The following is a 15,492-nucleotide window of genomic DNA, read 5'->3' as shown; positions in this document are numbered from 1 at the left end:
ATGGCCGACGCGGTGGAGTGGGCGATCGACCTGGCGGGCACCGCGTCCGCGCTGCTGCTGGCGCTGCTGGCCTCGCACGGACAGAAGCCCGTCTATGTGCCCGGCCGCACGGTGAACCGGATGGCCGGTGCATACCGGGGCGAGGCGAAGAGCGACGCCCGCGACGCGTTCGTGATCGCGGAGACCTCGCGCCTGCGCAGGGACTTCGCCGTCGTGGACGTGCCGGTTCAGCTGGTGGCCGACCTCGCCCTGCTGGTCGGCCACCGCACCGACTTGGTCGCTGACCGGGTCCGCATGGTCAACCGGCTCCGCGACGTGCTGACCGGAATCTTTCCCGCCCTGGAGAGGGCCTTCGACTGGTCCAACAACAAGGGCGCGCTGACCCTGCTGACCTACCGCCAGACCGCCGCCGGGATACGCCGTGTCGGCCGCGCCCGCCTGGAGTCGTGGCTGCTCAAGCGCGGTGTCCGCTCGCCTGACAAAGTCACGGCCATCGCGCTGGAGGCCGCCGCCGCCCAGCGCGCCGTGCTGCCCGGCGAGGGCGTCGCCGCGTCGATCGTCGCCGACCTCGCCTCCCAGTTGCTCGCGCTGGACGAGCGGATCCGCGGCCTGGACAAGCAGATCAAGGCGACCTTCCACGCCCATCCGCAGGCGAACATCATCGAGTCCATGCCGGGCATCGGCCCGATCCTGGGCGCGGAGTTCGTCGTCGCCGCCGGCGACCTGTCGGCCTATGCCGATGCCGGCCGCCTGGCCTCCGCGGCCGGCCTCGTCCCAGTCCCGCGCGACTCCGGGCGCCGCACCGGCAACCTGCACCGGCCCAAGCGATACAGCCGACGCCTGCGCAGGGTGTTCTACATGTCCGCCCAGACCAGCATCATCAAGGACGGCCCCAACCGGGACTTCTACCTCAAGAAGCGCGCCGAGGGATGCGGCCACATCCAGGCGCTGATCGCCCTCGCCCGCCGCCGGGTCAACGTCCTGTGGGCTCTTCTGCGCGACGGGCGAGAGTTCACCCCCGCCCAGCCGGTCGCGCAGACGGCTTGACTCGGTCATTGAAACTCCGTGGTTCTGATTCTCCGGCCGGGGTGGTCGGCTCCGTGGCTTCTGCTGAGGCCTCGATGCTGGTCCGGCGGGCGGCAGGGGAACAGGACGGGGGAGCGGCCATATGTGGCCGGTGGTGATTACCGCGTCTCACCTGCGGAAACGTGGCCGAGACAGGGACTGCGGCCGCTTTCACGGCGATTTCATCGCCACTTCGTACCGTCGAGCCATCGGTGTTCACGGCGGCGCGATCTTCCGCGCCGGCCATCCTCGGGAAGCGGAGTCGTTGTGTCCGAGTTGCTTCACAAGCTGGTCGCCGCGGCGATCGCGGGCGGATTGATCGGTCTGGCGGGCTGGTTGGGCGCGAGGCGGCGCCAGCGGCAGGCGGCCAGGGCGGCGGAGACCGTTCCGGCCCCGAACCGGAGCGATCGCGGGACGACCTGAGCCGGGCGGGCCGCCGACACGGTCAGCCCGGTTGGCCCGGTTGGCCCGGTCGGCCCAGGAACCGGGCCACCAGTTCGGGCTCCCACTGGACGTATTCGACCTCCGCGCCGTCGGCGTGCCGGGCGTACAGATAGGAGCCGGTCACGCTCCGCTCCGGGCCGTGGGTGAGCGTTGCACCATGTCGGTGTTCGCGCGGATCGCCGACAAGTGGGCACTGCTGATCATCGAGGCCCTCGGGCAGCGGACGCTGCGCTTCGGCGAGCTGAAGGCCGCGGTGGACGGGATCAGCCACAAGATGCTCGGCCGGACGCTGCGCAACCTCGAACGCGACGGCATCGTCGAGCGCACTCCGTACGCCACCGTGCCACCGCGGGTCGACTACGTCCTCACGTCGGCCGGTCGCGAACTCCAGGAGACGGTGCACGGAATCTGCCACTGGACCCGCCGCCATGTCGACCACGTCGAGGCGTCCCGTCGCCGCTTCGACGATCCGGACGGCGACTGAGTCCGTCCTCGTCCGCGCCGGACGGCGGCCCGTCCCCGGTTCGGGCGGGGACGGGCGGCTCGGGGTCCTGACGTCGGCACCGGCGGCCCGCAGTCGCTCGATGGCGAAGGCGTCGAGCAGGCCGACCGAGGTGGTCTCGCCCATCTCCTGCGCCGCGAGAAGGTCGGCGATGCGGGTCGCGACGACGTCGAACAGGCGGGTGGTGCGGACGCCCCCGGGTGTGCGGTCGAACGGTCCGGGGCTCTCGGCCCCCCCGACGCGTCACGGGGTGGTCGCGGAACTACAGGACGGCCGGGGCGAGTTCGTCGGTGGACGGGCGGTCCTGGCCGGGGTCGGGCATGCGGTGGTCGGGGCGGCGGGCCAGCAGGTAGGCGAGGCCGGCGAGGGTGACGGTGCCCACGCCGAGCGGCGCCGCCCAGACCTGGTACCAGGGTGCTCCGGCTGGGGCGAGGACGGCGCGCGGCCAGCAGATGTTGACCACTTCGAAGCCGGTCCACAGCACCGCGAGGAGGTTGATCGGGGTGCCGAGGCGCCCGTAGCCGACCGCTCCGGCGGGCTTCCAGGTGCCGCGCAGGCGGGCGGTCAGGGCGACGAGGGTGAGCAGGAAGAACGGCACGAAGGTGGCGGCGCTGCCGAAGGTGATCAGGCTGCCGATGGCCGAGGTGCTCAGGCCCAGGGGCAGCGCGGCGCAGCTGATCACCGTGGCGGCGACGAGGCCGCCGACCGGCGCCTTGTGCCTGTTGATGCGGCGGACGTGGCGGGAGAAGGGGAAGACGTCGTCGCGGGCGAGGGAGTAGAGGCCACGGGCCGCGCCGCCCTGGGAGGCCATGAGGCAGGCGGTGAAGCTGATCAGGACGACGAGGACGAAGGGCTTGTCGGCCCAGCCGCCGAAGGCGTGGGTGACGGCCGTGGTGACCGGGTCGAGGTCCGCGACCGCGACGACGGCGGCCGGGTCGGGGTGGGCGAGCTCGACCGAGACCGCGTTGAGGATGACGACGAGTCCGACGCTGAGCAGCGACCACCACATGGCCCTGGGGACCTGCCGGTCGGCGTTTTTGGTCTCCTCGGCGGTCGACACGCAGGCGTCGAAGCCGATGAAGGCCCAGCCGGCGACGGCCACGGCGGCGAGCAGGGCGCCGGTGTCGCTGATGCCCAGCCCCTTCGGCGCGTCGAGGAAGTCGGTGAGCAGGGAGAAGCCGTGCCGGCGGAAGACCAGCAGCAGGGTGAAGCCGACCAGGACGGAGGCGACGGCTTCGGCGGCGATGCCCAGGCTGACGAACCAGCGCAGGAAGTTGATGCCGTGGGCGTTGACCACGGTGCAGAGGAGCAGGAAGCCGACCGAGACGAGGACCTGCTCGGTGGGCGTCGGGACGGCCCCGAAGAGTGCGAAGAGCCACGGCGAGGCGAGGTAGGCGACGGTGGTGTTGCCGAACATCACGGCGAACTGCCACATCCAGCCGCTCAGCCAGGCGAAGGCCGGTCTGGACAGGCGTCTGCTCCATTGGTAGGCGCCGCCGGCCAGCGGCCACTGCGAGGCGAGCTCGGAGTAGACGGCGACGACCAGGCACTGCCCGAGCAGGCACAGCGGCAGCGCCCAGACCCAGGCCCCGCCCGCGACGCTCATGCCGACCTGCACGGCGGCGTACAGCCCGACGACCGGGGAGACGACGGCGAAGCCCATGGAGATGTTGCCGAGCACGTCGAGGCTGCGCCGCAGCTCCTGCTGGTAGCCGAGCGCGGCGAGCCGGTCGGCGTCGGTCGGGGCACCCCCGCCCGGGGTGTTCCCGGCTGTGCTGCTCACGGGTGGGGTGTACTCGCTGGGGGTGTTCTCGGCCACGGACTGCGCCCTCCAGATAAAACTAACTTAGTTAGCTGCGGCTGTTGGTCTGGCACCATAGCCCCTGGACGGGGACGGCGGAAGAGGGGATTTCTTGGTGGGCCGACCGAGCAGGGCATTGCTGACCCAGGAGCGGATCGCGGTCGCCGCGCTCCAGGTGGTGGACGAGGAAGGTCCCGATGGACTGACCATGCGCGCACTCGCGGACCGGCTCGGGGTCAAGGCGGCGTCGCTCTACAACCACATCCGGAGCAAGGAGTCGCTGGTCGACGCGGTCTCCGAGCTGGTCAACGACGAGATCGACCACGAGCCGCTCGGTGACTCGGACTGGCGGGCCGGCCTCGCCGCGTACGCGCGCGGCTACCGCGCCGTCTTCCTGCGGCACCCGAACGCCATCGCGCTGCTCGCCCGCCGCCGCGTCGAGGCGGACAGCGCCCTGCGCGGCTACGACGCGCTGCTCGCCCTCCTGGGCAGGGCCGGTCTCGGCCCCGCGGACGCGGCGGAGGTCGCCGCAGCACTGGACTACCTGGTCCTCGGCTCGGCGATGGAGACCTTCACCGCCGGCTTCACCCGGGAACCGGCCGCCTACCGGCCGGAGTACCCGGCGCTCGCGGACGCCCTGGACGGCTCCTTCGCCCGCGGCGGAGGCGCGACGGGCCTCGACGACCGCGGGTTCGAACTGGGCCTCGGCCTGCTCCTCGACGGCGTGGAACGCCGGACGGAGTGAGGCGGAGGCAGGGGTGCACCGGGCGGTGGGGCCCGGTGCCGGGCCCTGGACGGGATCACGCGGCCGGGAGGCCGTTCGCCATCTCCCGGAAGCGGGCGGACGGTCGCATCATGCCGTTGTCGCCGACGTTCAGGTTCTCCAGCCAGCCGTCCCGGTACCAGAAGATCGACGAGGTCAGCGGGGCCGGGTCGTTGATCTGGAGCTGCTTCGACAGGTCGATCATGAACCGGATCGCGTTCAGCGACGAACCGCTGCGGATCGGCGCCGCGCAGAACGCGTTGTTCGTCGGCAGGGTGACCAGCGCGCCGTGGGGCAGCTCGGCCCCGCCCAGGGCGTTCTCCAGACGCAGCGCCTGGGCGGCGCCGGGCCACGCCCCCGTCCCGTTGACCGCGTAGAGGACGTCGCCGTTCGTCGCGTTGAAGGACTGCCGGTTGAGCTGCTCGGTGGCCAGGTTGGCGAAGGCCCGCTCCCAGAGCTCGGCCCGGCTGATGCTCCACTGGTCGGCGGCGTGCTCGGCTATCGACAGGGCCTCGGTCTTCCCGCCCCGCTTCCCGCCGTCGACGCACAGGACGACCGACAGCTCGTCGTCGATCCGCCGGGCCACGGGGTCGGGGCCAAGGGCGCGGGTCGGGGCGAACAGCAGCCGCAGCCGGTCCCGGACCTCGAAGACCGAGATCTCGGCCAGCGCCTTGCACGGGCCGTGCTGGTCGCACAGCGGCTTCGGAAGGTTCTTGCGGTTGCCGAACAGCGGCATGGGTGGGCTCCCCCCGGTCGAGGCGGTAGTCGGACCAAGGTCACAGCATCCCACGGGAGTTCACTGCCGTCCCGCGGACCGTCCGACTCCCGGACCGGGTGCCCACCGGCCGGTGGGGTCACCTGGTGATGTCGCCGTCCGGCACGTCCTGGACGGTGACCGCCTTGCGCGGCTGTCCCAGGAGCTTGGCCACCACGTCGCCGATCCCCCTCGCGCCGCCCGTCGGTTCGGGGGCCGACCCGTCGGTGTACTGCTCGACGGCCTTCTCGAAGTACGAGGGGTTCCAGGCCCCGACGGCTCCGCTGACGTCGACGGCCCGCACCTGCCGGCCGCCGACGGCACGCCTGATGGCCGGAAGGACCTCGTCCGAGCGGTACTTGCCGGGCACTTGGAACAGGCTCGCGTGGCCGCCGACCTTGCCGCCGTCCCGCAGGTAGACGGTGACGACCAGGCAACTGGTCACCGACGGGTAGCGGATCGCGCCCTCCGGGCCCACCTCGGCGACCTCGCCCTCGGTGATCGAGACGCCGGCCGCCGTCCGCTGCACGATTCCGGGCGCACCGGCCACTGGGCCGTGCCCGAGCGGGCTGGTGGCCGCCACTGCGTCGCCGCCGGCCGCGCAGGTCGCCAGCACCAGGGCCGCGCCGACGGCCAGGCCGACCTTGCTCACGTACCGTTCGGACACCACGGACTTCATGACTTCACACCTCGGGAAACCGGTCTGCGTGCACCCGCGGGAACGGGCAGCGACACATGCTCCCGAGTACGAACGATCTCGTCAACTCGCGGACGTGTGTCGACTCGCGGGAACGGCGGCTGACAGCACGTCGAGCTCGTGACCGATCGCCTCGCGCAAGGCGTCGTGCCCGGGGCCGAGTGCGTTCGCGGGATCGCGCCAGTTATCCCGGGGATACAGCCACACCGGGAGGCCGACGAGTTCCGGGCTCTCCCACTCGAACCGGGGCCACACATGAGCGTGCAGGAAACCGTCGGTGTTGCCGAGGATCTCCAGGTTCACGCGCCGGAACTCCGGGTCCAGACGCCGGCAGGCCCGCTCCACGGCCTCGCCCAGCCGGTCCATGTCCGCCAGGAAGCTCATCCGCTTGGTCCGTGGAAGCTCGGACAGGCGCTGCACCTCGGGCTCGTCCACCAGGAGGACCGAGTACCCCGGCAGGAACTGCACGTCACCGATCACCGCGAAGCCGGCGTCAAGTCGTCGGAGCACCGTGGGATTCGCGCCTTTCAGGGCGCTGCCGATCCTGTCGTTCCGCCAGTCTTCCACCATGACAGCGAACCCTACACACCGGTGGCCGGGCAGGACGGCCGATCGCGCACGACGACGGTCGCTCCTCGCCCGGAACGTCCCGCTCGGGCGGCGTTGATCGGATGTCCACGCGAGGCCGCTCCACTGCGAGCAGTGCTGCGCGGGGCCTGCTCTCCGCGATCACGCATCAGCTCGTGAGGGTCCCACGGCGGCTCGACGAACGGCAGGACCTCGGACCAGTCCGTGTTGCCAGGCACGGGCGGCGACCTCGACGCGGTTGCGGGCGCCGAGCTTGCGCTGACTGTTGGCGAGGTGCGTCTTCACCGTGGAGAGGGTCACGTGGAGGGCGGTGGCGACCTCGTCGTTGGTCAGGCCCTTCGCGACCATGGCGACGACGTCCTGTTCCCGAGGGGTGAGCGGCTCGAACGGCGGGGGAGCCACGGGCCGGGCCCGCTGTCCGGCCATGTGCCGCAGGAGCCGGACGGTGACGGAAGGGGAGATGAGCGAGTCGCCGACGGCGGCGGCGCGGACGGCCTCGATGAGCAGGGCGGGCGAGCAGTCCTTGAGGACGAAGCCGCACGCGCCGTTGTGCAGCGCGCGGTGGACGTACTCGTCGAGGTCGAAGGTGGTGGCGATGACCACCTTGAGCGGCTGTGCGGCGTCCGGGCCGGCCAGGAGGCGGGTGGCTTCGAGCCCGTCCACGCCCGGCATCCGGATGTCGAGCAGGCAGACGTCCGGGCGCAGCCTGCGGGCCTCGGCGACGGCCGACGTGCCGTCCGCGGCCTCGGCGACGACCTCGATGTCGGGCTGGGAGTCGAGGATCATCCGGTACGCGGCACGCAGGGTGGACTGGTCGTCGGCGAGGAGGACGCGGATGGTCATGCCGGTCATCCTGCCAGGCGCGGCGAGGGGCGATCGGGTGTGCCGGGGCGGAGCGGGATGTCGGCGGCGACCTGCCAGCCGCCGACCGGCCCGGGTCCTGCGGTCAGCTGTCCGCCGAGCGCGTGGACGCGTTCGTGCAGCCCGAGGATGCCGAACCCGCCGCCGCGCCGGTCCGCCGACGGGCCGGCCTGCGGCTGGTCGGCGTCGTCCTGGACGCCGACGCTGAGCATGCCGGAGTCGTTGCCGGACACGCGCACGTCGATGGCCACGGTGTCGGCCCGGGGGGCGTGCTTGCGGATGTTGGTGAGCGCCTCCCGGACGATGTGGTGGACGGTGGAGGCGATGTGGTCCGCCGGGGGCCCCGTTACGAGGCGGGGGTCGATGGTCAGGTTGACGGCGGGCCCGGCCGCGCGGAGGGATTCGGCCAGGCCGTGGAGTGCTTGCAGGCCCTCGGGGGCTTGGAGCGGAGGCCGCCGGTCCGGCCGGCGCAGCAGGTCGACCATGGCGCGCATGGAGCCGGTGGCCTGCGCGGCAGCGTCCTCGATGTTCGCCAGCGCCTGGTCAAGCGCCTCCGGTGTCGGGGGACGCCCGGAGGCCGTGATGAAGCGCACCGCCTTGACCTGCGCGGTGATGGCGGTGACGTGGTGTCCGACGAAGTCGTGCAACTCGCGGGCGAATTCGAGGCGTTGGTCGTTCAGGCGGGCGTTCTCCTCCCGCTCGCGGGTGGTGTCGAGGAGGCGCAGGTACAGGCCGAGGACGACCACCACGGGTGCGGCGAGCAGCAGGACCGGGCCGGCGTAACCGGCCACGTGGGCGAGCTGGGAGCCGGGCAAGCGCAGGAGGAGCAGCGGGGCCGCCAGCCAGGCGGCGGTGGCGAGCGGGAGCACACGTGTGAGCGGCTGGTACCGGACCGTGCGGGTGACGAGGAGCAGCAGCACGCACAGTTCGACGATGTCGAAGGTGTGCTCGGGGCGGTGCCGCAGCCGGCTCGTGGCGAGGGACAGGGCGGCGGAGGCGGCGACCGCGGCCCACCCGGCGTACGGGAGGCGGCCGGGCGGCGAGAGCAGCGCGGCGAGGCACAGCACGCCGGTGGCGATCGTGGCGAGGGTAGTGGGCGGATAGCCGGTGTCGAGCGCCTCGATGACGATCGCGGCCACGGCCAGGACGACGACACCGACCGTGGCACCGATGGCGGGGCCGCTGCGGGTGGAGGCCCACGAGGTGAAGTCGGCGCGCGTCGGGAGGGGGATCATGACGGTCAACCGTACGCGGCTGCGCAGGTCCGGCGCCTCCACCGTTTGACCGAGGAGGCTGCCCGGGCGGTCGGTCAGACGGCTGTTACGGGCGCGCGGTCGGCGCGGACAGGATCGGTGACGTCGATCTGCCGTCCGCCCCGGGGACTTCGGAGTTCCATGTCTCGCAAACCCATGCTTCGCAAACCCATGTCCCGTAAGCCCGTCTTCCGTAAACCCATGTTCCGCAAACCCATGTTCCGCACCGCCTGGCGCACCGTCCGCGCCCACCCGTCCCGAACGGGGCTGACCACGCTGGCCGTCGCGGTCGGCGTCGCCTTCGTGACGGGGATCCTGCTGGTCACCGCCACCGTGTCCGACGCCCTCACCGGGGCCTCCCGGCAGACGTACGCGCACACCGACGTGGTCGTCCGCCCGGATACCGGGAGCGTCGGTGCGGCGCCCGGCCTGGGCGAGGCCGAGTTGCAGCGGGTGCGGGGCCTTCCCGGGACGGGCCGGGTCATCGCGGCCGTCTCCGGGTACACGGCCCTCGGCTGCCCGGACGGGCGTTCCGCCGACCGCGGCGGCCCGGCCGTCGGGGCGGGGTACGGCGACTCGGACCCGCGGTACTCGTTCACCGGCGGTCGCCCGCCCGCCGGCAGCGACGAGATCGCCGTCGACGAGGCCGCTGCCGCGCGCTGCGGCTACCACGTGGGGGACGCCGCACGGATCTCGGTGGACGGTCCCGGCCTCACCGTGCGCATCAGCGGCGTCTTCACCACCCGGGCGGAGCCCGCCGTCACCGAAGGCGGGAGCGTGGTGCTGTTCGACACCGCGACGGCGCAGCAGCACTTCACCGGGCCCGGCCGCTACACCGAGTTCCACGTGAAGGCCGTGCCCGGCGTCACCGCCGAGCGGCTGCGGCAGGCGACGAGGACGGCCGTCCCGGGCGCCACAGTCCTGACGGCGGACCTCCTCACCCACGACCGGGCGTTGCGCGCCGACGACCAGGTCGCCTCACTGCGCACCACGCTGTTGTCCTTCGCCGCCGTCGCGCTGTTCGTCTCCTGCTTCCTGATCGCGAACACCTTCGGCATGCTCGTGGCCCAACGGACCCGCGAGGTCGGCCTGTTGCGGGCGATCGGGGCCTCGCGCCGCCAGGTCGGGCGCCTGGTGCTGGCCGAGGCCTCCCTGGTCGGGCTGGCGGGCTCGCTGCTGGGCGTCGTGGCGGGCGTCGGCGTCGGCGCGGTGCTGCGCCCGATCGCCGGCGACCTCGGCAAGGGCGGTCCGCTGCCGACCGGGGACACGCTCAGCCTGCCCGCGTACGCGCTGATCGTCCCGCTGGTCACCGGGGTGCTGACCACGGTGGTCGCCGCCTGGCTCCCGGCGCGGCGGGCCGGGCGGATCGCGCCGCTGGCCGCGCTTCGCGTCGCGGCGGCTCCGGCTCGGGAGGGCGTCGGGAGGGGACGCGTGCTCGCAGGCGTGGTGCTGGCCGCCGGTGGTGCGGCCGGCCTGCTGAGCGGGGCGAGGAGCGACCGGATCCAGGAGGGCGCGCCCGTACTGGCCCTGGGCGGCGTGCTGGTGGCCGGTGGCCTGCTCGCGCTCATGCCGACGCTGGTCGGGCCGCTGCTCGCGGTGGTCCGACCGCTCCTCGGTCGTGCGGGGATCGGCACGCGGCTCGCGGAACGCAACAGCGCCCGCCACCCGCGCCGCGTGTCCGCCCCGGCCGCGTCGCTGGTCATCGGCGTGAGCCTGGTGACCACCCTCACCGTCGTCGCCGCCGGCGGCCTCGCGGCCGCGGACGCCGCGGGCGCGCACGTGCTCAAGGCGGACTACCTGGTGTCGATGCGGAGCCTGGACGCTCAATCGGCCTCCGTGGAACGGACGTTGGCCGCCAGCGCCGAGGTCACCGCCGCCGCGGCACTGCGGGAGGTGGAACTGACGGTCGACGGGGTGCGCGAGTTCGGCCTCGCCCTGCCGCCGAACGCCGTGCGGGACATGCTGCGGCTGCGCGTGAGTGGCGGAGTGGCCGATGTCGGCGGCGGGAAGGTGCTGGTGCCGGCCGGTTACGGCCGGGCGGTGGGAAGTACGGTGCACGCGCGCCTGGTTGACGGGCGGACCGCCGAGTTGACGGTAGCGGGGGTCTACCAGCCCAACGCGCTGGTGAGCGGCTTCCTGGTCGATGCCGCTGCCTTTCCGCCCGGCGCCGTCCAGAGCGTGCTCGTCCGTACCCGAGACCGCCCGGGCCCCGAGCTGCGCCGCGCGCTCGCCCACGCCCTCGGCGACAGCCCGGCCCTGCGCATCGACAGCAGCGACGACCTGGCCCACGCCGCCGCCGCCGACACCGACCGCATGCTCGACCTGCTCTACGCCCTGCTCGGCCTCTCCATCGGCGTCGCGCTCCTGGGCGTCGTCAACACCCTGGCCCTGTCCGTCACCGAACGCCGCCGCGAGATCGGCATGCTGCGGGCCATCGGCCTGACCAGGGCGGGCGTACGCGCCATGGTGCGCGCCGAGTCCCTCATCGTCACCGTTCTCGGCGGCGTCCTCGGCCTGGCCCTGGGTCTCCTGGTCGGCTGGGCGAGCGGCGAGGCGATCGCACGCCACACGCCCGGCTTCCGCCACGGCGTCCCCGTGCTGCGCCTCGCCGTCCTGCTGGCCGCGGCGACGGGAGCGGGCCTCCTGGCCTCCCTGTGGCCGGCGCGCAGGGCGGCCCGGACGCCGGTCCTGGCGGCCATCGGGACGGAGTAGCTGCGCGTAGCGCGAATGCCCGCATCCACGTGTCCAGGGAGCCGCCGCAGGCCAGGGACCGAACCTCGTTGCACCAGAAGGGAAACCAAGCACATGCGCCGCCTCTGGCGAACCCCCCTCCTGCTCCTGGCGGAGGCGGTGACGGCCGCCGCCGTGACCGTTCCCGTGCTGTGGGCGTACGGCTGGAACCGCTTCCGGAAGCCGCCCCTGCCGCCGCTGGGCAGGGTCGCACCTCCGGACCGCCGGTCAGGTGCTCCGGTCGACAGGCCGTAACGCCGGGAGGCCGCCATCCCCTGCCCGGGGAAAATGAGTTGCCCGAGGGGCGCGGTCTCGATGAGGATCGGCCGCATGGACTTTTAGCGGTTGCCGCGTAGCTGTCACCAACCCGTCGCGCGGGTTGGCACCTGAGCCTGAGCACTCGGCTCCGGGGTGATCACCCGCGCCCACGTGTGCATCCGTCATGTCCGGGAGAGCTGTGGCTCGGCCTGCGAGCGCTCCTGGTGAGTCCTGAAAGCAACCACATTCATGAATACCGACCGCAAGGCCCTGTGGGCCGTGCGTCAGTCCGTCCTGCCCACCGTCGTGCGGCCCTGCCCGGACTGCTCCGGCGTGCGTCACCGGGCCTCGGGGAAGATCCGGGTCAATGCGAGCGGGAAGCTCCTCGACGTCTGGCTGCTGCTGAGCTGCGCGTCGTGCGACCGGACCTCGAAGGTGCCCGTTCACGAACGCGTCCACGTGTCGTCGCTCGAAACCGCCCGCCTGGTGGCGTACGAGAACAACGATCCCGAAGTGGTGCGGGAGTTGACGATGAGTGCGTCGCTCGCCGCGAAGAACGGGTATCGCCTGGACTGGACCGGCACCTGGGACGTCGAGGCACGCACGCCCCTCTACGCGCTCGACGACCCCACGCCGCTCAGGGTGCTGGTCGGCTTCGAGCTGCCCGCGCCGGTCCGGGTCGAGCGGCTGCTCATGCTCGGGCTCGGTCTCAGCCGCGGTGCGGTTCGACGCATGGTCCGGGACGGGCGCGTCCGGCTCCCGTTCGCTCCGGATGCCAAGGCGCATCGGGACTTCGAGTTCACCATCCACGGTCCTGGGTCCGTCGATGCGGCGAAGGGTTCGAAGTCCGTTGATGTGCGGATGAGTTCCGTCGGGTCGCCCGACACGTCGGCGCACCTGCCGCGCTCTGCGGCGGTCGGCGGCTGAGGGAGGGAGCGATGGCAGGGCCTCCACGAGCGATCGGGAGGCCCTGCCCGGACCGCCCGCCGCTCGGGCCGCCTCAGGCCGTCGGCAACGGCTGCGGGGCGGCCGGGCCGGTGTAGCGGGCGGCCGGGCGGATGATCTTGGGGTCGGCGGCCTGTTCCAGGATGTTGGCGCTCCAGCCGATCGCCCGGGCCGCGGCGAAGGTGGGGGTGAACATCTCCCTCGGCAGCCCGCACAGGTGCATCACCACGCCCGCGTAGAACTCGACGTTGGTGTGGAGTTCGCGGCCCGGCTTCAGCTCGGCCAGGATCGCCTCGACCCGGGCCTCCACCTGGACGGCGAGCTCGACCAGCTCGCCGCCGAAGGACTCGGCGACACCGCGCAGCATGCGCGAGCGGGGGTCCTCGGTCCGGTAGACGGCGTGGCCGAAGCCCATGATCCGGTCGCCGGCGAGCACGTGCTCGCGGATCCAGCCGTCGATCCGCTCCGGGGTGCCGATCGCGTCCAGGGTGTCGAGGGCGCGGCTCGGCGCGCCGCCGTGCAGCGGCCCGGAGAGCGCACCGAGGCCGCCGACCAGGCAGGCCACGAGGTCGGCTCCGGTGGAGGCGATCACGCGGGCGGTGAAGGTCGAGGCGTTGAAGCCGTGGTCGACCGTGGAGATCAGGTACTGCTCGATCGCCCGGACCTTGCCCGGCTCGGGCTCCTCCCCGGTCAGCATGTAGAGGTAGTTGGCCGCGTAGCCGAGGTCGTCGCGCGGTTCTATCGGCTGTTCGCCCTGCTGCAGCCGCTGGAGCGCGGTGAGGATGGTGGGCACCAGAGCGGTGGCGAACAGCGCGTCCTCGACCCGCTGTTCGGGCGCGGTGTCGTAGAGCGGCCGGACGCCCCGGTCGGCAGCGGCGACCGTGAGTGCGGCGCCCAGGGCGCCGAGCGGGCCGCCGTGGCTGGTGCTCGCCGCCAGCGCGGGCAGGAGCGGTCGCAGCGCGTCGGGCAGGCGGCGCAGCGGTGTGGTGCGGGCGAGGAAGGCGGCGCGGCCGGGGGCGTCGGGCAGCTCGCCGAGGAGCATCAGGTGCCAGACGTCCTCCAGGGTGCGCTGCTCGGCGAGGTCGATCGCGGAGTACTGGCGGTAGCGGTAGAAGCCCTCCAGCCCTCGGACGTCGCCGAGTTCGGTCTCGGTGACGACGACGCCCTTGAGGCCGCGCGGGACCTCGATCTCGGTGGTGTTCGGCATGGCAGTGGCCCTTCTCGTGCGTGCTTCGTGCCAGGTGGTGGGTCTTTCCGGCGACGTTCTGTACTCTCCGACTGTTGATCCATGTTGTCAACGTTGATTGAAATCAATGTGGAATACTGTGGATCATCATCAAGGCATGCGGAGACGGGGCGCAGGTACCCGATCGGAGGGCGAGGGCGGACCATGGCCGAACGCTTGACCACCCAGCAGGTCGCCGAGCAGCTCGGCGTCAAGGTGGAGACGGTGTACGCCTATGCCAGCCGCGGGCAGCTCAGCAGCGAGCGGGCCCCGGGCGGCAAGGGCAGCACCTTCGACGCCCGCGAGGTGGCCGAGCTGGCCGCCCGTGGCCGCCGCGCCCCGGTGCGCCCGGCGCCGGGCGAGGCTCCCGCTGCGGCACTCTGGGGCAGCGAACCGGTCACGGTGCGGACCGGGCTGACGCTGATCGAGAACGGTCGGCTCTACTACCGAGGCCGGGACGCCGTCGAGCTGGCCTCCCGGTGCGGCTTCGAGGCCGCGATCGGCTGGCTCTGGGGCCTGGGCGCCGACGCCCCGGTGGAGCTGCGGGTCCCGCCCGCCACCGCCGAGGCGCTGGCCCGTGCCGCGGCCGCGCTGCCCGACGGGATCCGGCTGCCTGACCGGCTCCGGATCTCGGCGACCGTCGCCGCCGCGCTCGACCCGCTGCGCTTCGACCTGCGCGAGCGGACCGTCCACGCCGCCGGGGCGGCACTGATCGCCGGGATGGTCGAGGCGCTGCCCCGCACCGCGCCCGATCCCGGCCCCGACGCTTCGCTGGCCGCGCGGCTGTGGAGCCGCCTCGCCACGGCCGCGCCCACGCCGGAGGCGCTGTCCTGCCTGGACCGCGCACTGGTCCTGCTGATCGACCACGAGCTCGCGGTCTCCACGGTGGCGGCCAGGCTTGCGGCGTCGGCGCGGGCCCATCCGTACGCCGTGGTCTCCGCCGGACTCGGCGCCACCGACGGTCCGCTGCACGGCGCGGCCAGCCCGCTCGCGCACCGGATGCTCGCCGAGGTGCTGGCCGACGGCGCCGTGCCGGTGGTGTCCGACTACCTGCGCACCGGCCGACCGATCCCCGGGCTCGGCCACCGGCTCTACCCCGAGGGCGACCCCCGTGCGGTGGCGCTGCTCGACGCGGTCCGACGACTCGACGGCGGTGCGGCCGTGGTGGCGGCCGTCGCCGACGTGGAGGCGGCCGCGGGACCGGCCGGCCGGCCGGAGCTGCGGGCCAACATCGACCTGGCGCTGGCCGCCATGGCGCTGACGGCCGGGCTCCCGGCGGAGGCCGGCGAGGTGGTCTTCGCCGTGGCCCGCACTCCGGGCTGGCTGGCCCACGCGGTGGAGGAGTACCACGAGGAGCCCCTGCGGATGCGGGCCCGGGCCGGCTACGTGGGGCCGCGTCCGCAGGCGTAGGAGGCGTCCTCCGGCCCAGGTGCCGGAAGACCGCGACGCCCCTCGCCGGGGTCCCTGCTCGTGAAGATCGGCGAAGCTGCCAGGCGCAGCGGCGTGGGCGCGGGGTCGTTGCGGCACTACGAGGACGAGGGCCTGATCGTCCCCGGCCGTTTCGACAACGGGTTCCGGACTACTGCCAGTCCACGATCGACCGGGT

General features: G+C 73.0%; 14 protein-coding genes and 1 pseudogene. 7 read left to right on the top strand and 8 right to left on the bottom strand.

Features of this window, described 5'->3' with window-relative positions; genetic code table 11:
• Positions 1-1,047, top strand: a 1,047-nt coding sequence (locus tag AB0C76_RS20155) for an IS110 family transposase (protein WP_359966884.1), incomplete at its 5' end; no start/stop codon positions are given.
• Between the two features lie 463 nt (positions 1,048-1,510).
• Here the strand turns inward: AB0C76_RS20155 and AB0C76_RS20150 are convergent.
• A complete protein-coding gene (locus AB0C76_RS20150) occupies positions 1,511-1,633 on the bottom strand; it encodes a hypothetical protein (RefSeq protein WP_359966881.1) in 123 nt (40 codons plus the stop codon).
• A 33-nt stretch (positions 1,634-1,666) separates the two neighbouring features.
• On the opposite strand from AB0C76_RS20150, the gene AB0C76_RS20145 reads away from it, so the two are divergent.
• Positions 1,667-1,993, top strand: a complete 327-nt coding sequence (locus AB0C76_RS20145; protein ID WP_359966878.1) for a helix-turn-helix domain-containing protein — start codon at positions 1,667-1,669, stop codon at positions 1,991-1,993.
• A gap of 280 nt (positions 1,994-2,273) precedes the next feature.
• Here the strand turns inward: AB0C76_RS20145 and AB0C76_RS20140 are convergent, their stop codons facing one another.
• Complete coding sequence (locus tag AB0C76_RS20140) at positions 2,274-3,794, bottom strand: APC family permease (protein ID WP_359966876.1); 1,521 nt, start codon at positions 3,792-3,794, stop codon at positions 2,274-2,276.
• Positions 3,795-3,927: 133 nt separating this feature from the next.
• Here AB0C76_RS20140 and AB0C76_RS20135 point away from each other — a divergent pair, with 133 nt between their 5' ends.
• Positions 3,928-4,557 carry a TetR/AcrR family transcriptional regulator C-terminal domain-containing protein gene (locus AB0C76_RS20135; RefSeq protein WP_359966873.1) on the top strand — a complete coding sequence of 210 codons (630 nt, stop codon included), beginning with the start codon at positions 3,928-3,930 and terminating at the stop codon, positions 4,555-4,557.
• Between the two features lie 55 nt (positions 4,558-4,612).
• Here the strand turns inward: AB0C76_RS20135 and AB0C76_RS20130 are convergent, their stop codons facing one another.
• From AB0C76_RS20130 to AB0C76_RS20110, 5 genes are all read right to left on the bottom strand, one after another.
• On the bottom strand, positions 4,613-5,311 hold the full coding sequence (locus tag AB0C76_RS20130; RefSeq protein ID WP_359966870.1) for a hypothetical protein: 699 nt from the start codon (positions 5,309-5,311) through the stop codon (positions 4,613-4,615).
• A 118-nt stretch (positions 5,312-5,429) separates the two neighbouring features.
• Entirely contained in the window at positions 5,430-6,008 is a 579-nt protein-coding gene (locus AB0C76_RS20125; RefSeq protein ID WP_359966867.1) for a hypothetical protein, read from the bottom strand.
• 81 nt (positions 6,009-6,089) lie between these two features.
• Positions 6,090-6,596, bottom strand: coding sequence for a diadenosine tetraphosphate hydrolase (locus tag AB0C76_RS20120; RefSeq protein ID WP_359966865.1), 507 nt, complete (start codon positions 6,594-6,596; stop codon positions 6,090-6,092).
• Positions 6,597-6,755: 159 nt separating this feature from the next.
• Positions 6,756-7,466 carry a response regulator transcription factor gene (locus AB0C76_RS20115; RefSeq protein ID WP_359966862.1) on the bottom strand — a complete coding sequence of 237 codons (711 nt, stop codon included), beginning with the start codon at positions 7,464-7,466 and terminating at the stop codon, positions 6,756-6,758.
• Positions 7,463-8,710, bottom strand: a complete 1,248-nt coding sequence (locus AB0C76_RS20110) for a histidine kinase (protein WP_359966859.1) — start codon at positions 8,708-8,710, stop codon at positions 7,463-7,465. The genes AB0C76_RS20115 and AB0C76_RS20110 overlap by 4 nt, the downstream gene beginning before the upstream one ends.
• A gap of 219 nt (positions 8,711-8,929) precedes the next feature.
• Between AB0C76_RS20110 and AB0C76_RS20105 the strand changes: the two genes are divergently transcribed.
• Both AB0C76_RS20105 and AB0C76_RS20100 read left to right on the top strand, forming a co-directional pair.
• On the top strand, positions 8,930-11,440 hold the full coding sequence (locus tag AB0C76_RS20105) for an ABC transporter permease (protein ID WP_359966856.1): 2,511 nt from the start codon (positions 8,930-8,932) through the stop codon (positions 11,438-11,440).
• Positions 11,441-12,049: 609 nt separating this feature from the next.
• Complete coding sequence (locus tag AB0C76_RS20100; RefSeq protein WP_359966853.1) at positions 12,050-12,643, top strand: DUF1062 domain-containing protein; 594 nt, start codon at positions 12,050-12,052, stop codon at positions 12,641-12,643.
• Between the two features lie 73 nt (positions 12,644-12,716).
• Here AB0C76_RS20100 and AB0C76_RS20095 read toward each other — a convergent pair whose 3' ends face one another.
• The gene (locus AB0C76_RS20095) at positions 12,717-13,868 is read right to left on the bottom strand and encodes a citrate synthase/methylcitrate synthase (RefSeq protein ID WP_359966850.1); all 1,152 of its coding nucleotides are present in this window, start codon (positions 13,866-13,868) and stop codon (positions 12,717-12,719) included.
• Positions 13,869-14,051: 183 nt separating this feature from the next.
• Between AB0C76_RS20095 and AB0C76_RS20090 the strand changes: the two genes are divergently transcribed.
• Both AB0C76_RS20090 and AB0C76_RS20085 read left to right on the top strand, forming a co-directional pair.
• Positions 14,052-15,296: a citrate synthase gene (locus AB0C76_RS20090; RefSeq protein ID WP_359966847.1), complete on the top strand. Its 1,245-nt coding sequence runs from the start codon at positions 14,052-14,054 to the stop codon at positions 15,294-15,296.
• A gap of 60 nt (positions 15,297-15,356) precedes the next feature.
• A pseudogene (locus tag AB0C76_RS20085) lies at positions 15,357-15,464 on the top strand (MerR family DNA-binding transcriptional regulator); the annotation flags it as partial.
• Positions 15,465-15,492: the final 28 nt, after the last annotated feature.

Origin of the sequence: Kitasatospora sp. NPDC048722 (assembly GCF_040650235.1) — a bacterium.
In the GTDB taxonomy this organism is placed as follows: domain Bacteria; phylum Actinomycetota; class Actinomycetes; order Streptomycetales; family Streptomycetaceae; genus Kitasatospora.
This window is presented reverse-complemented; position numbering and strand designations above follow the sequence as displayed.

Excerpts from the sequence above, each read along its gene's own strand:
- AB0C76_RS20145 (WP_359966878.1), top strand. The coding sequence starts at position 1,667 with ATGTCGGTGTTCGCGCGGATCGCCGACAAGTGGGCACTGCTGATCATC.
- AB0C76_RS20130 (WP_359966870.1), bottom strand. The coding sequence starts at position 5,311 with ATGCCGCTGTTCGGCAACCGCAAGAACCTTCCGAAGCCGCTGTGCGAC.
- AB0C76_RS20125 (WP_359966867.1), bottom strand. The coding sequence starts at position 6,008 with ATGAAGTCCGTGGTGTCCGAACGGTACGTGAGCAAGGTCGGCCTGGCC.
- AB0C76_RS20120 (WP_359966865.1), bottom strand. The coding sequence starts at position 6,596 with ATGGTGGAAGACTGGCGGAACGACAGGATCGGCAGCGCCCTGAAAGGC.
- AB0C76_RS20115 (WP_359966862.1), bottom strand. The coding sequence starts at position 7,466 with ATGACCGGCATGACCATCCGCGTCCTCCTCGCCGACGACCAGTCCACC.
- AB0C76_RS20110 (WP_359966859.1), bottom strand. The coding sequence starts at position 8,710 with ATGATCCCCCTCCCGACGCGCGCCGACTTCACCTCGTGGGCCTCCACC.
- AB0C76_RS20105 (WP_359966856.1), top strand. The coding sequence starts at position 8,930 with ATGTTCCGCAAACCCATGTTCCGCACCGCCTGGCGCACCGTCCGCGCC.
- AB0C76_RS20095 (WP_359966850.1), bottom strand. The coding sequence starts at position 13,868 with ATGCCGAACACCACCGAGATCGAGGTCCCGCGCGGCCTCAAGGGCGTC.
- AB0C76_RS20090 (WP_359966847.1), top strand. The coding sequence starts at position 14,052 with ATGGCCGAACGCTTGACCACCCAGCAGGTCGCCGAGCAGCTCGGCGTC.